General features: G+C 37.9%; 1 protein-coding gene and 1 pseudogene. Both read right to left on the minus strand.

Going from position 1 to position 17,426, the window contains the following annotated elements; translation table 11 throughout:
- Positions 1 to 25: 25 nt before the first annotated feature.
- Positions 26 to 16,306 (minus strand): T9SS type B sorting domain-containing protein, encoded by a 16,281-nt coding sequence (locus IQ05_RS12875; RefSeq protein WP_144893576.1) that lies wholly within the window; start codon positions 16,304 to 16,306, stop codon positions 26 to 28.
- A gap of 148 nt (positions 16,307 to 16,454) precedes the next feature.
- Positions 16,455 to 17,426: pseudogene (locus IQ05_RS15370) on the minus strand (PorP/SprF family type IX secretion system membrane protein); the annotation flags it as partial.

The following is a 17,426-nucleotide window of genomic DNA, read 5'->3' on the forward strand; positions in this document are numbered from 1 at the left end:
TTGAGAACATATGCAATTCTCTATATTATCTGTACAATGTGAAATGTCCAACAAATTCTCGAGCATCTTGTACATTTCTTAATCTAAGGATGTACCAGTAATCTCCCGAAGGTAATTCATTTCCGTTGTATTTACCATTCCAAGACTGACCTTCTCTGTATGTGCCTATTTTACGGCCGTATCTGTCAAATACTTCAAAGATTAAATCTTTGTAATTAATTGTATTTGTTGGAGCCCAAGTATCATTATTACCGTCCCCATTTGGTGTAAACACATTTGGAATCTTAATATCAATGAACTCAAAGTAACGAGTAGCCGTTGCAGAACAACCATTGGCATCAGTAACCGTCACCGTGTAATCACCCGATTTGTAAATGATGAAATTACCTTGACTTCCTTGAGGCTCTCCGTTTAAGCTGTATTGGTAGTTACCAAAACCTCCTGAAACAGTAGAAACGATCTCATTCAATCCACCATCTGATAAGCTGATTGTAATTGGATTTATTTGATCTACATTAAAGATTACTTGCTTAATACAACCGTTAGTATGCCTTACATCAACAGTATGTCTACCTGCACTCAAGTTATTGAATACATTACTAGATTGGAAAGCTAATCCATCAAGCGAGTAATCTAAATCAGCAGGCGCGTTTCCAACGGCTACCGTAATGGTTACTGAGTTTACTTGACTGTTGTTCACACAATCATAGTTCACATCTGCTACAGGATTAAGCGTTACTGGTTCTCCTAACATAATAGAAATATCGCTTTCACAACCATTAGCATCACGTATGTACACAATTTGTTCGTTTCCAGATAAACCACTGAAATCAAACTGTGTTTGTGTAAGCGTTCCTGTAGTGTAGGTTCCGTTCCTATTATTTAAACTTACGCTATATGGAGCAACTCCTCCAGTAATGTTCAAACTAAATGCTCCGTCAGCATCACCAGCACAAACTTCTGGAATTGCGCTGTTAGCAATTACATTAGCGAATACAGATCCTGGCTCTCCGATTATTACTCTTCTTGACGGGTTGAAACACCCGTTTTGATCTTGCACTGTAAAATCATATACACCTGGTCGTAAGTTATCAAAAACAATATCCCCATTTGCATCTGCATCAAAAGTTTGATCTGGATTAGGTGTAATCGTAAACGAAATTTTACCTGTTCCTCCAGAAGTAGTTATCGTTAAGCTACCATTTCTTTCCCCTGCACAAGTAACATCAGTTTGCACAACAGAATCAATCGTTAATGCTGTAGGTGGTTCTGTAATATTGAAAACTTCACTGTTCAGTACACAATCTCCACTATCAACTCTCACCACATAATTCCCTACTGATAAAAATTCAAAGAAACCACTTGATTGAGCAGGTCTTATCACATTATTAGTACTATCTAGTAACGTGTACATGTAATTACCAAGTCCACCTACTGCTTGAACATCTATAGATCCTGTATTACTACCTCTACACAATACAACAGTCACATCTTTCTTAGAAAGTTCTAAAGGATCTAATGCAACAATAGCAACGTTATTAGATAGATTACTAACACAATTATTAGCATCTCTTACATAGTATTGATGATCTCCTAATCCAACAGAGAAAGTAATCGATGATACAAACGATCCTAATGTTGACACAAAATTTGCATCAGTACTGTAATCATAAGGACCAGATCCACCAGTTGCACTTAAAGTTACAGTAGCATCATTAATACATGTTATTCCTGATGTCAAAACTAATAATGGTTCAACCTTCGTTGGCTCATTAATTGTAATCGTAGCAGAAGGTACAGAAATACATCCTAAACCATCTATTACAGTAACAGTGTAATTGCCTGCAACCAAACCTGAAAATACTGGTGTAGTTTGTGGAGCAGAAGAAAATACAGGATTAGCTGAAACATAATTCAAAATATAAGAATAATTACTACCCTGTCCTCCTGTTGGTGCGTTTACAACTATTTCACCATTATTATCACCGTTACAAGCTAATATTGGTGCAGTTGCAGCTGCAGTAAAAATAATTGGTGTTGGATTACTTAAAGTAACAGTAACCGTCTCAGTACATCCACCAGTATCAACCACATTCACATTATAAGTTCCTGGCGTAAGGTTTTCAAACTTAAATTGATAAGATAAAGGAACACTTACTGATCCTGGTGTTACTCCTACTAATTCATATTGATAACTTCCTGGCCAACCTCCATCACCTGTAGCTGTGATTGAACCATCATTCCCTGGATCACAAGTTATTGGTGTTTGTGAAACAGATAGTGTTAAATCTGTAACAGGTCCTTCAATAGTGAAAGATGTCTCCACGTCGCAAGAAGGCAAAGCCAACAATCTTGCAGATACAGTGTAAAAACCAACAAGTAAATTTGGAATTGTGATATTTGCACTAGTAGATGTAAGTACTGGACTGGTCGTACCAGTAGGGTCAGTAATGGTGTATTCAAAAGCACCTGCGTCATCACTAGGATTTAATTGATTATCAACAAAAGTTAAATCAACACTTCCAGTAGTAGTACCAAAACATACCACATTTTGAATATTGCTGGCCACTAGATCAAACGTATTCGGCTCATTCACAATATGAATAGTTCTAATTACACAACCTGTAGCAGGATTTACTACCGTAATAGTGTAACTACCCACAGTTAAATCAGTGAATTGACCTGTATTGTTCGTAACAGAAACATAAGGTATGACATTTGAAGGTGTTGCTACGATAGTATAATCTAATATAACTGGTGAACCACCTGTAAACGTTGCATTAACCTGAATATCTTCATTGTTTACGCAAGTTATTGCGCGAGTAACAGTAACTCCTGAAGGACTTGCAAAATCAATACCTATAAATGGATTGATTCTCGCGGTATTTGTACCAACACAACCCTTATCATCATATACATTTACAATATAATCACCACCTGCTAAGTTAGACTCTTGATAAACATTACTTGTACTAAATTGTACAATAGTATTAGGAGTTCCTACTTTAATGAACTCATAATTTAGATATGTTAAAGATCCTCCTCCTACACCAGTAACGGTGATTGTGGCAAGGTTATCAATGTTTCCAGAAGTACAACCAAACTGTAAAATAGTTGGTGCTGGAACCGTAATTAATCCTGGTTCTCCTACAGTAATTGTTTCCGTAGCATCGCAACCTCTACTAGAAATCACTCTAACCGTATACGGTCCTGCTGCTAAATTACTAAACACGTTTGAAGCTTGCGGTAATCCTGAGTTAAGGCTATACAAGTATACTGGGTTATCATTAACGCCCGGTGCTGGCGTTGCTATAGTTGCTCTAATTGTTCCATCGCTTCCGCCATTGCACGTTACATCGGTTTTAGCCAATGCAAATCCCGTGATATCCGTAGCCGCTTGCAAGTTTACTGGAACAAATGCTTCACATAAAGTTGTTGTATCACGAACACCAATAATATGGTTTCCTGCTGCAACTAGATTGAACCCCGTTACTGCTGCAAAAGGACCACCATCAATATTGTACTCATAGTTTCCTGAACCTCCTGTAGTGCTTACCGTTATTTGTCCGTCACCGCCAGTACAAGATACTGGAATGCTCACCACTGGTGTAAGGATCAATGGTTGACGTATCACCACTAGTGCCGGTACAGTTGTTGGACAACCATTGGCATCTTTTACAGTAACATTATAGCTTCCTGGTGCATTTACTACAAATGTAGGACTTGTTTGAAAACCTCCGCCTATACTATAGGTAAACGGAGCTACACCCGTTGGCGGGTTAATAGTAAATGTGTAGGTTCCAGTTAGTGTATCTGGACATTCGCTGTAGGTAGCCACAGTGATATTAGATGGATTCACATCTGCTAGAATGGTTAGTGGTTTGTTGATAGCACAATCATTTGCATCCATTACGTAAACAATCCAGTTTACATCGGTACCATTGTTTGTGTCAACAAGAAGTGTATTGCTTAAACTATACGCAGTTGTTGCTGGAGCACCCGCTGTAGCTAGTGCCACTGCATACTTATAATTTAATGTTCCACCTGATGCCGTAACCGTAATTGTAGCTTCATCTGTAGTACAGTTGGTATTTGTAGCCGAACTGTTAAAGTCAAGTGCTAACGCAGGCTCAGTAACTGCAAAGTTACTTATTGATGCCGCACAACCAGAGGTATTGTCCGTAACTGTAAAGGTGTATGCACCCGCTGGAACTCCAGTGTAACGGATTACATCTCCTACTTGGGTCATTGCTCCTAAATTTGGCGATAAATTGAAACTATAATTTGCTGGGGTGATATAATCAGTAACCGTAAACTCAATAATACCTGTACTATCAGTAGTACAATACACGTTATTGATGAGTTGAGCTGTTACCGCAATTTTATCCGCCTCTTCTACAAGAATTGCTTTAGTCGTACTACAACCGTTAGCATCTGTAGCTTTAATCGTATACGTATCAGGTGCTAAATTTGTAAAACTAAATGGCGTACTACTAGGCGCACTTGGTGCAGTGGTAGCAGTTGTAGGTAAAATAATTTCAAATACAAACGGACCTACACCACCTGTTACCGTATTTACTGTAACCGTTGCAACTGCTCCGGGTGTGTTACAATAAATAGGAGTAGCCACAAGATCCATATCCGTTGGTGGTGTATACGGAAGTACATTTGCTGAGCCAGGAAACGTACAACCATTTGCGTCTTTTACTATATAATTTATAGTTTGTGCTGTATTTACGGTAAAGGAAGGCGAATTTTGATACACAAATCCTCCATTAATACTATAGCTATAAACACCCGTTCCTCCTGTTGGAATAATAGTTACTACTGCATCAATAGGTGCATTAGCCGTATCACAACCAAATGGTGTTACAGTAGCCGTTGCAGTTAATGCAGCCGGATTACCTATAGTTACTAGAATTGGTGTCGAAACACACAATTTAGCATCTCTAACCACTATAGAATAAGGACCCACACCTAAACCACTAAATACATTCGATGATTGATACGTTCCTCCGTTAAGACTGTATTCATAAGCCACATTGCCTCCAGATGGTGTCAAGGTAATTGTTCCATCTGTAGCTCCTATACAACTCACATTTGTAAAAGCTGCAGTAGCCGTAGGAGTAGTATTAGGGGTTACAATCACGTCTTGTGATTCTGCTTGACATCCTTGAGAATCAGTCACTCTAAATTTATAAGTACCTGCTGTTGATGTTGTGTAAGGAGAACCAGCAATTACATTATAACCACCATTGTTAATATTAACTTCAAAGGTAGTGTACACAGTAGTTCCTCCGTCAGGTACAAGGGTAATGCTAGCTGGTGCAGGACACGTTAAATCTTGTGTCATATCCGCTTGCAAGGTCAGTTGAGGACGTAAAATATATGAAACTACATTCGAAATACATCCATTTGCATCAGTTACACTAAAATTATAAGTGCCTGGAGCAGTAATGGTATAAGTTGCATTGGTTTGATTTGAACCATTTACGGTATAAAATTGTGCAGGACCTACCGGAACTGTTGATAATAAGGATAGATCAATATTAATTGGTGCACCTGTATTACAAACTGCTAATGGCGCGCCAATAGATGGCTCGGCATCTAATGAAATAGGTACTCTTACAAAACCGAAACAATCGTTAGCATCTTTTACGTATACATCGATTAAATCAGGCGTTGCAGCTGTTGCTGACGTGGCAATTGTTTTGGTTACTGAAGTCGAGTAAAATCCTATAGGACTCATTCCAGCAGGTACAAAAGCAAATTCAAAGCCTCGTGTACCTCCAGCAATAGTAGTATCATCAACAGTAAGTATAGCTCCTGTAGAGTTACAATTTTGATTTTTAACGTTAACAATAAGGTTAGTCAAATCTAAAGCCAATGGCTCAGTAATGTCCACAGGATTAGAAGTAACTGTACAAGTTGGATACACCGTTTGGGCAATCACTACGGTGTAATTATTTCCTGCAACTAAACCGTGAGGAAGTACAAATGGATTAGTTGAGGTATTTCCTGAACCTGTAAATGCTGTTGCAACACCACCTAACCATATAGTATAATTATAAGGACCAGTATAATTGCCAATATTAATTTCTATAGCACCCGTTGCATTTGTAGCACAATCTACATTTGCAGCAGTAGTTGCGGTTACAGTCATTTTATTGAATACTGGAACAGTATACGCATTTGAAATAATACTACAACCCGTTGTATTATCCGTTATTTTAAATTCATAAAAACTTCCTATAGATGTAGCAGGATAAGTGAATGAAGTAGCACCAGCGGTAATTGGTACTAGCGCACCATAAATTCCTCCATCAATAGCAACTTGATAGCTGAAATTAGTAGAAGTAGCACCACCAGTAATTGATACATTAATTATTTCTGTAGGAGTAGGACAATCAGCTTGAGTACCTAAACTCGCAACAGCCGAAACCAATTTAGGGAATGCAGCTATTGCAACAATAATATCATCAATACAGCCATTCGCATCTTTAGCATAAAACGTTAGGTTTTGTGGAGCTCCAGTATCAATAACATCAAAAGTATTTATCGATGACCAGTTGCTATTATCCCTACTAAAGGTGTAATCTGCAAGCATGGTGCCTGCACCACCACTTGCCCCAAGAGTTACCACCGTTACGTTTGGTGTATTGGTTGGAGAACACGTAAAGGCAGATAAAGAAGTCAAAGAAGCAACAACTGGGGTTGGATCTGGAACGACAATTATATTTGGAGTTGAACAACCTTTAGCTGAAGTTACAAGAACATTATAAGTACCCGCAATTAATCCCGTAAATAGTCCTGTAGATTGCGTTACAGTCGGCGCCGCCGTGGGTGCTGTCCTTGTAATTGAATATGTATACTGTGGATTATCATTAGATGCATCCAAAACGATATCGATCGTGCCATTTGCACTATTTCCTTGCGTTCCCGTACAACTTGGAGCAGTAGGAGTTGCTGTATAAACAACTGCTGTTGGTGCCACCATAGTAACAATCGTACTCTCAACAAAACATCCATTTAAATCAGTAATTCTAAATTGATACGTACCCGCTGTTGTTACTGGGTATGTTAATAATCTTGTATCATTAGCAAAATTAACTGGTGCTAAATATGGCGTGCCGTTAATAGATACTTCATATCTAAAATCAGGTGTAGTATCAGATGATGTAAATAATCCATCCGATACGGTCACTGTAATTAATCCATCTGGCGAAGTTGTACAATCTAACTCTTTGGTGCGTTCTGCAATTACAGATAATTTTTTAGTCAACGTTACAGTTGCACTATTAGAAGTACAACCATTGGCATCTATCACAACAATTGTTTGAGGCCCTGAACTCAAACCAGTAACAGGATAAGGGAAAGAGATCACATCTTCGTAATCGCCTCCGTTTACCGAAATCTTGTATGGACCTACACCTGGTGAAGTTAAGGTTACATCTACTGCAAAAGCTCCTTCAACTGCACAAACATCTAGTACTGTTAAATCAATAACTGGTTCTGGGTCAAGTAAAACTGTTACTGGTTTATTAATTATACAGCCTCTACTATCTTTAACCCAAACAAGGTAATTTCCTGATTCTACATTAAAGGTACTTGGGATATGTGTAGGAGATACAAAATCGCTACTAATCAATGGAGTATCTGTAGCATCAAGTCCTATAGGGCCATTATCAACAACTATTTGATATAAATATGGTGATGTACCTCCATTTGCAACGCCAACAATTTCACCTGCGTTAGTTTTGCAATTGTCATTTTTAGTTGCAGTAACGTTTAAATCCAAAAGAACTGGAGACTCTGTTATGGTAAAAACAGCAGATGCACTTGTACAACCTGGATTTGAACCGCCAACTTCAGTAAACGTAATATAGTACTGCCCTGGCGTTAAGCCTGGCGGAGTTGTTATCGTTGACGGCGCCGGTGTTACTACTGATCCTGTAATTCCGGTAGAAGCATTGGTTTGGTTCCTAAATATTTCCCAATTAACGGCTGTTGCAGTATAATTATTTAAAGTAAAGGTTACACTTCCCGTAGCAGTACCCGTACAAGCCACATTGTTTGCAACAATAGGACTAGACGTCAATGGAGTTACTGGAGGCACAGGACCTACAGCTGTTTCAAAATAATAACAACCTGTTATATTGTCCCTAACCACAAAGGTATACACCACACCTGGTGTAAGGTTTGTAAAAGTTCTTCGCATGTTCGCAGGCGATGCAGCTCCATCCGGAGGTAATAGACTGGTACTAAATGGCGCAGTAGGTAAATTATATATACCAAATACATAATTAGGTGTTGGAGGAACAACCAAAGGATTAATACTCACAATTATAGTTGCTCCATTTGTACAGTCTGCTACAGCAGATAAATCTATAACTAAATCATCTGGTGGAGCAAGTACTTGCGCAGTACGTGTATTTGAGCAACCTTGAGAATCTGTTACTATAATCTCATAATTACCAAAACTTAAATTAGGAAAAGTATAACTTGCTCCTGTAGGCTCATTGTAGGTAATCATCTGTCCTGTAGTAAGGTTTCTTAACAGATAGTTAAAAGGTCCAAAACCATTTGTAATTGGATTAACTGTAACTGAACCTAAAACGATTGCAGCACTACATGTCATATCAACCTTAGAAACTGTAAAATTAATTTGGTTGGGTTCATTAACAACTGCAAAACCATTGAACAAACACCCTTTACTATCTCTCACGATGTAAGGATAACCAGTTACTGGAGAAGCTGCCAAATTAGAATATGAAGAAATTGATGAAAAAGCTGAACCATTAAAACTATATTCAAATGGAGCGAGACCAGCTGTCGGGTTTATAGTTACTGCACCATTTCCTGATTGAAAACAAGTTAAGTTTGTCACCGTTGCTGTAGCGTTAACAGGTGTAGTTGAATTAGTGATAACATTATTAGTCGTGATAACACAACCATTAGCATCTGTAATTTCAAATTCATATGTTGCACCAAGTATTCCAGGAGCAGTATAAATAAATGAGGTACCCGTAAATGATATTGGACCACCGCTGTACGCGCTTGGCAAAGTTCTTACTCTATATGAAAAAGGTGAACCTCCACCAAAAATGGTTACTCTAATAGTAGCTTCTTGAGAAGGTGAGCAAGTAATGTCTTTGGTTCTAACAGCCGTTGCTGTTAATACTTCACTAACAGTAACTGTTTCTGTATCAATACATCCAAAAGCATCTCGTACCGTAATAATATAGTTGCCTGGAGCAACGTTAAAGGTATTTAATAAAGGCCCAGTTGGAGCAACACCCGTATTGATAGAGTACGTATAAGTACCTGAACCACCTGTGGCTGTAGCTACAATTTCATTTGTATTTCCTGCAACAGAACATGCCGCAGTAACTGTTGGAGTTACTACAAGTGCGGTGTATGATGCAATTGTAAAATTTATTGAACGGGAACAACCCCTTACATCTGTAACGGTAGCGGTATAATCACCAGCGGCCAGATTGTTAAAAGTTCTAGTTGTTTGAGTTACAGGAGCCACTACAGGTACTGTTCCTGTTACTGTATAACTATTAGATCCCCATCCACCAGTTGTATTAATAGTAATACTTGCTGTTAATGCAGTACACGTAATAGGAGAAATAGTTGGAGCAGTAATTGCTAAAGGTGCACTTGGTGCTGCTACTGTTACTGAAGTCGATACAGGACATTTAGTATTGTCATTAGTAACCACAATGACATGAGCACCCGCCGCTAAACCGCTGGCTAAAATATCAAATGTAGTTCCTGTAGCTGGTGAAGTTCCTGTAGTTGCAGGTAAAACGCCATCTATAGTATAAAAATAAGGTGTATTGTTACCAAATCCACCAACAGTATAACGAACAGATCCATCGCTATCACCAAAACATGTTACATTATTTACCACTACGCCGCTTGCAGAGAGCGTTGGCAATACTGGTACAGAATAGGTTGCAGAGAACGTACAATTTTTAGCATCTCTAACTTCAAAACGATAGGTTACGCCAGGATCTAGATTAATAAAAGTAGTATCTGGTTGATATGGTCTCACAGCACTAGCTGGAGCAATAATACTATATTCTAAGGTTCCAGAACCGCCTGTGACAGTATCAATTATAATATCTGTTTTATTAGCTGGACAAGTTACCGCGGTATTCGTAAACGTCATTGCAGTTGGTGGTGTCAAAGCAACAATTGGCAAAACAGCCGAAGTAATTGGACATCCTTTGGCATCGGTAACTGTTACAGTATAACTTCCTGCTACACTCAAATTAGGGAAAACCCCTGTAGTATTTGTAGCTACTGTTGTAGTACCTCTTGTTAACACGTATGTAAATCCTCCATTTCCATTTGAAGCTGAAGCAGTAATGGTTGCCGGACCGTCACACGTATAAGGAGTGGTAATACTAGCATTTAATGCTAAAGCTGTTGGCTCTGTAATAATAACGTTTCTAGAACCGATACAACCTTTACTATCTTTTACATAAAAAGTATAAGGAGAACCTGCGGCAGTTAACCCACTAAAGGTTGCAGTAGCTGTAAATCCTGAAGTAGCGTTGTTACTATACTGATAACCTCCTGATCCACCTGAACCAATTAAAGTAACTGATCCGTCATTACCACCATTACAACTTACATTGACTTGAGTGGCTACAGCCACAGTAGGAGGCGTAATTGGATCTACTTTGATAGTGGTAGAAGCAGTACAACCTGGTGTATTAGTATCAGTAACCGTAACCGTATATGTATCTGCGGCTGCTCCTGTATAGGTAATAGTTGGTCCAGTAACTCCACTGCCTGAAGCCACTGTAGTACCAACACCATTGGTAATCACATAATTATAATTGGCTTTTCCTCCAGTTATAGTAGCAGTAATGGTCGCATTAGGACCAGCTGTATTACAATCTAAAGTCTTCGTTACCGCACCATTAACTGTCAACTGAGGAAATACAGTTGTAGGTGTTGGTGCTGCTACTACACAACCATTTTTATCTTTGATATATACCGTGTACGTTCCTGCAGCAACAGTAAATGTTGGACTTATTTGGAATCCTCCTGTTGGTCCCGCAATCCCGTAAGTTAAGGGAGTCAAACTTGTAGTTGATGGCGTAGCTGTAATGGTAAACGTACTTCCAGAAGCCGAACATTGATTGTTTACAACTGCTGTAACGGCTGGTAAAGGATCTAAAATCACGGTTACATTTCTTGTTGTAGTACAACCATTAGCATCTTTTACATACACAATCCATTGTAAATTTGTTCCAGAACTAGTATCTACGGTTAAAACTGATCCATTAGCATACGCTCCTGCAGCTGGTGCTGGAGTTGAAGCTGGTGTAAGGTTTCTTACTGCTGCATAGGTATAATTAGTTGTTCCGCCCGTAGCTAAAACCGTAATTTGTGAATTGAAATTAGAGCAAAAGACATTTGTAGCTGTCGCACTTGTAATAGTTAATGCTGTAGGTTGTGTTAGTGTGATACTATAATCATCTGAACATAATGTTTTTCTATCGGTTACGGTAATTGTGTACACACCTGCGGGTTGTGCAGTAGGGACGTTAATTGTTGTAATGGTTTCACTAACATTATTAGCATTTTGAATTGTAGCGTTAGCAGCATTTCTAATGATATAATTGTAGCCTCTATCTTTTACACCACTTACTGTAAACTGAATTGTTCCCGTACCACCAAAACAAGAGATTGGTGTAAGCACACTTCCTCCAGCTACAATATCTGGAGCACCATTTACAGTGTAAGATTTTCTAAAGAAACAATCCGTTTTGATATCTAGTGCTTGAAAAACATAATTTCCAGGAGCTAAACCTTGAAAAGTACCTGAAGAATTTATTGCGGTACTAAAACCAGCAGGTCCTGAAATAATTTGATAACGTATAGGTGCAGAAACATCTGTTTTTACTGCCGCTATATTTATGTTTCCTCCTGCAGGAGTTGTAGAACAATCGTAGCCACTATCAGTAATGGTTATATCTGTGATTTGATCAATTGCATCAATAGCTATTGATAAAGGTCCTATTTGGCAATTATTAGCATCTTTTACATAAGCCGTTACCGGTCCTGCTGTTGCAGTGCTAAACGTATTAGAAGTAGTGAAATTTGTTGTTCCATTAAAACTGTATTGTAAAGTACCTGTTCCGCCAGATGCGGTTACAGTTACTACTGCTGGTACAGTTCCTGTAATACTACATTTTATATCTGTTGCACCTAAACTTGCAGTAATTACGGTTGGATTAGCAATAATAACATTAGTCACCGCAGACTCACAGCCTTTACTATCAATCACTTTTATGTTATAGGTACCTGCAGCTAAACCGATAAACTGGTTCGTAGCTTGAGTAGTATAGGTGGTAACTGTGCTTAATTTTATAGCATAGGTATAAGTTGTAGTAAAGCCACCAGATGGCGTTATGGTAATGGTTCCGTCACTCAGCCCAATACATGTTACATTTGTTTTACCAAAAGTTAAGGCAGGGGTAGTTTTTGGTGTTACTACAATAGGATTACTTGTTGCAGGGCAACCACGGCTGTCTGTCACCGTGAATACATAGCTACCCGATTGCGTTGCAGTGTATGGGAATGAAGTCACTGCAGTAGGAGTTCCTGAATCACGTGATACCGTGTAGGTGTATGGTGCGCCGTATCCGTTTGTAATCACTGGATTACCAATAGAGGCATCAACTAAACACGTTAAATCATTGATTAAGGACACATTGAAAGCAATTTGTGGGGCAATAACAATATTAGAAATTGTTGCTGTACAATTGTTACTATCAGTCACTAAAATAGTGTGTGTACCCGGCGTAACATTTGCATAAGAATAAGTTGTAGCAGCTGAGCTATCGCTTCCATTCGAATCTAATTGATAGGTAAACGGCCCTGTTCCTCCATTAACATTGATAACAAGAGTTGCTGGATTAGCGGTAGTATAGCAATAATCAGTAGTAGTAGACAGTGTAGCAGTTACTGCTGGAGCCGCTAATACTTGTATTGCCACTCCAGTTGGGTTGGTACAGCCATTTGCATCTGTTACAAATACCGTATAATCTCCTGCTGGAACATTAGTAAAATCTCGATTATTATTAAAAGCAGTAATAACGGTAGTACCGTTAGCTGCACGTAATTCATACTGATAGGCCGGAGTACCTCCACCTCCGGTTGCACGTATGGTAGCCCCAGTGGTACACGTTGCTGGTGTAAGTATTGCAGCAGCAGCGGTTACAGTGGATGGAATTTTGATTTCTTGAGCTAAAGCAAAAGTACAACTAGTTGCCGAGTTGTCATAGCGAATGTTTATGTTGTAAATTTTACCCGCTAAATTCGTTAAGGTTACACTTCCAGTTGTAGCTGCTGGTGAAGGTATTACTGTTATCCAAGAACCACCATCTACCTGATATTGAAAACCTTTTACTGGATCAAAATTACGAGCAGATAAAGTAATCTCACCATTTGTTTGACCACTACATCTTACATCTTTAAAACCTATAATACTAGCCGAAAAGGCCTTGCTACCATCAACAACTATAGGAAAAGAAGCAACTGTATTACATGATTTTGGAATTTGTCGAACCAAAATGTCATCAATAAGTACATCATTACCATTAAACTCATTGCTATAAGACCGTATAACAAAACTTAGGTTGTTAAAAGCACCTGGATTTAATGATAAATCTCTAAACTCCCATTGATTTGATTTTGGTACTACCCAAGGATTAGTATTTCCCGGAGTTGGATCACTAGTAGCAACTATTGTTTCAGTACCTCCTACTCCATTTAAATTATTAACTAATTGAATCGTTAATTTTGGATCCGCAAGAGTTGGACTAGTTGATCTAATTAAATTTTGTGCCCATAATGAAATAATTACAGGTTGGTTAGGAATTACATCTCGTATTGGTTTACTATATAAAATACCACCAATACCAGCTGAACCCCCTACGTTTACACACAAAAATCTACCTAAAGGATCATCTGGTAGCGTATGATCATTCGCTACAAGCCAAACACCAAAAGTTGTCTTAATTTTACTAGCTACAGCATACTTACCATCATTTATAGTATAGTCGTTAATGTTACCGCATGACCAACCAGGTGGATGCGGTGTTGATTCATCTTCAAAGCAATAAGCTGGATTTATACCTGGAGTTGTGGTAAATCCGCCTTTACCAAAATCTTCTTGCAATAAAACACTATAGGTAGGTACGCTTAATACATTATAATTTACAGTTATAGTATGATCTCCCTGAGTTACATTTGTAAATACATTTGTAGGGGCAACCGTATTAAGGGTACCATCCATGTAATAATCATAACTAAACTTAGGTGTACTACCACTATTGGTAACTGTAACGGTACTTGTTGCAGATCCGTCACAATTGAAAACCGGAGTGTCAACACTAATAGTAGGGGCGTCCGGTTTAGGATCTAAAATAACACCTCCCATTGCATATTCACATCCACTTGCATCTCGAATGTAAAATGTATAAGGACCACCTGGATTTATAAAAGCTTCGTTTGACGTAATCCAAGTAACTTTATTATCAAAACTGTATCTATAAAGATTGGGAGCAGGAAAAGGAGTTCCTCCTTGTGGGTTTGTAATTCTAACCCTACCTTTCGATTCATTACCAGTAGGTCCACAACCCGATAATTCTGCAACTCCTGCAGAAGCAGTAAGTGCTGTTGAAGCTCCTATTGTTATTACATCAACAGGATCAGAACAAAAATTTCCAGAATTTACTCCTGCTTTTCTGTACCTTACTATAACATTGTATTGTTCAGGTAATAGACCACTCACTGTATTTGTTGTACTATAATTTGAACCGTTATTAAAACTATATTCTAAATAATATCCATTTGTATTTGAAACATTTACAGAAATTTGTCCTAATGTACCCGTACAATTACCATCTGTTTTTGATATAGAATATAAAGGTCTATCAACAACTGGAACAACAACTGTTTTATCAGTTGCAGAACAACCATTTACATCTATAACTCGTATAACATAACTTCCTGACTTTTCTACTATAATAATATTTGTTGTGTTTTCTACAAATCCTGCTCCATCAATATTTACAAAAAATTTATAGGGACCAGTTCCTCCACTTCTAGTTATTGTAATCCTGCCTGTATTGCATGAAGTTAACGCAGTAGTTATTGTTGCCCCTGATGTTAATATAGCGGGAGGATTAGCAACTGTTACATTAGTCTTGGTATCACTCATACAAGGTACTCCCTCTACAGTAGTTACTACTCTGTAACTCCCTGCATTTAGACCCGTAAATGTGTAAGTGATATCATTAGTTGGTCCAAAAGTACTCACTAAAACATTTGAACTGTTAAATAATTGATATTTATATTGCTGATTCACATCGGTTACAGAAACCTGAATACTACCTAAAGCACCATTACATTTAGGAGAGACAATAGAGGTACTTGCTACAAATTCAGTTCTGTTTATTATTTGATTTATTACTTTAAAAACACACGATCCTACTACCCCTTTTATTCTAATAAATGCCGTGTAATTCCCAGGTACACTAGTAGTAAATATATTACTATCTTGCCAAGCACCTGGCGCTGTACCTGTTGTGAAACTATACTCATAACCACTACCAAAACCACCTACCACTATTCTTCCATTAATTTGACAAGAACCAGTTCCATAGGTTACAATATCACTTTTTGATACAGCAGTAGGAATTAAACTATTTTGAAAAACGTTGAAATAATGTATGAAAGGAGTTCCTAAAGAATCAACAATAATAACTCTAAATTGTCCTGCTGTATTGGCACGATAATCAGCTCCTGTTGCAATTTGTACCCAACAAGACGGTGATGCAGATTCATTTGCACAATCACTATTAGAAACCGTAATACAACTACCGCCAGAAATAAATCTCTGCCATGTGATGGATTGAACAGTTGACATGTCTATTCCTGTAACAATATCTCTATAATCATTACCTCCACATAAAAACAGTTTTGGTAACTCCTTGTTATTATCGGGGCAAATAGCAACTTGCCCTGCAAAAGGTAGTTGCGCATATCTAATAACCGGATTATCACTTGGACTAACAGTAACACCACTTTTTTTAACCGTATTATCTAATTCACTATTATCCCATAAAACATCAATTCCTGATTTGCTAGAATCAGATAAATTATCTTTATCAGGTGAAAAAACATAAGCTAATTCGTTTTGTGAAAACGACAAAAAACTTTGCAAAAACATAAAAGTAAGTAGGATTACTTTTAAAAAAGTAGTTTTTTTCATGATTGTGGTATTTTTAAAGCATAAGCCTAGTAAATGGGGAAATCTACTAGACAGATCTTTCTTATTTATTTTTAAATTCCAATTTTAATATTCTCTAACGGTTGTTGCTTTTATTAAATTAATCAAAGATCCCAGTCTTTGTTCTCGTCTAATTTTCAACTTTTATAACAACCATTTTCGCATTGTAAGGCTTGTTTCCTCTTGACTCTAATGTTTTAGTCGCCTCCTCTAAAACATCAAAACGTGTTGTGTAAATGAAATAATTAGAAGACTTCACATCAAAGAAGAAATTCACCTTATTTTCTCCTGCCGCAACAGTTTTGGTTAAGAATGCATCTCGTTTTGCAACGTCTGCATGAACCGCATAAACAATATAATATCCTGTTTCCACATTTTTAATGTTCTTAATAATCTGCATGTTCAACTGCTCGTTACCAAAATCAAAATCTTCTGGTTTCAATGGTGTTGCACTGAGTTTAGTTGTCTCCTTAATACGTTTTAAGGTTTCCTGATCTCTGGCAAAACGATCGTCTTCATTTTGGAAATTCGCACGCTTGATACGGCGTTTTTTCTCTATTTCTGTATCTACTTTAATTTGTTCTAGCGTAGCTAACAAGTTTTTGTTAGACAATTCCGCTTTTGCTTGCTCTGCTTTTAATTGCTCTATACTTTGCAAGTAGCTTAAAGTAAGGGCATCGTTCTTGTTTGGCACTTTTTTAATTCGCTCCTCATACAATGCCTTAAAGTTACTCAATAATTGATTCTGATTTTGATTTACTATTGCAATTTCAGCCTTTAAGTTATCAAGCTCTGCATTTTGAGCAGCGGCGCTCTTAAATGGTTTTGGGGCACTCGCAATTCCTTTATCACTTAAATCGTTCTCCGTTTTTAAATCCTGGAGTTCTTTTTCTTTCAGTTTCACTTTCTCGTTCAACTGAGACAATAATTGTTGTTGCGTTTTACCGGCCATATCAAGAGTCTCGGCAATTTTATCCATTGATTTGGAATTCTCATCCTTAGGTTTATTTAGAGCGGCCAACTTAGCTTGAGCTTCGGCATCTGCTTTTGCTTTTGCGTCGGCTTCTAGTCTTGCTTTGGCCTCTGCTTCTGCTTTGGCTTT

Source organism: Flavobacterium tiangeerense, assembly GCF_007830355.1.
GTDB lineage: Bacteria > Bacteroidota > Bacteroidia > Flavobacteriales > Flavobacteriaceae > Flavobacterium > Flavobacterium tiangeerense.

What these genes read in the sequence shown, in the direction of transcription:
- IQ05_RS12875 (WP_144893576.1), bottom strand. Translation starts at nt 16,306, where the DNA reads ATGAAAAAAACTACTTTTTTAAAAGTAATCCTACTTACTTTTATGTTT.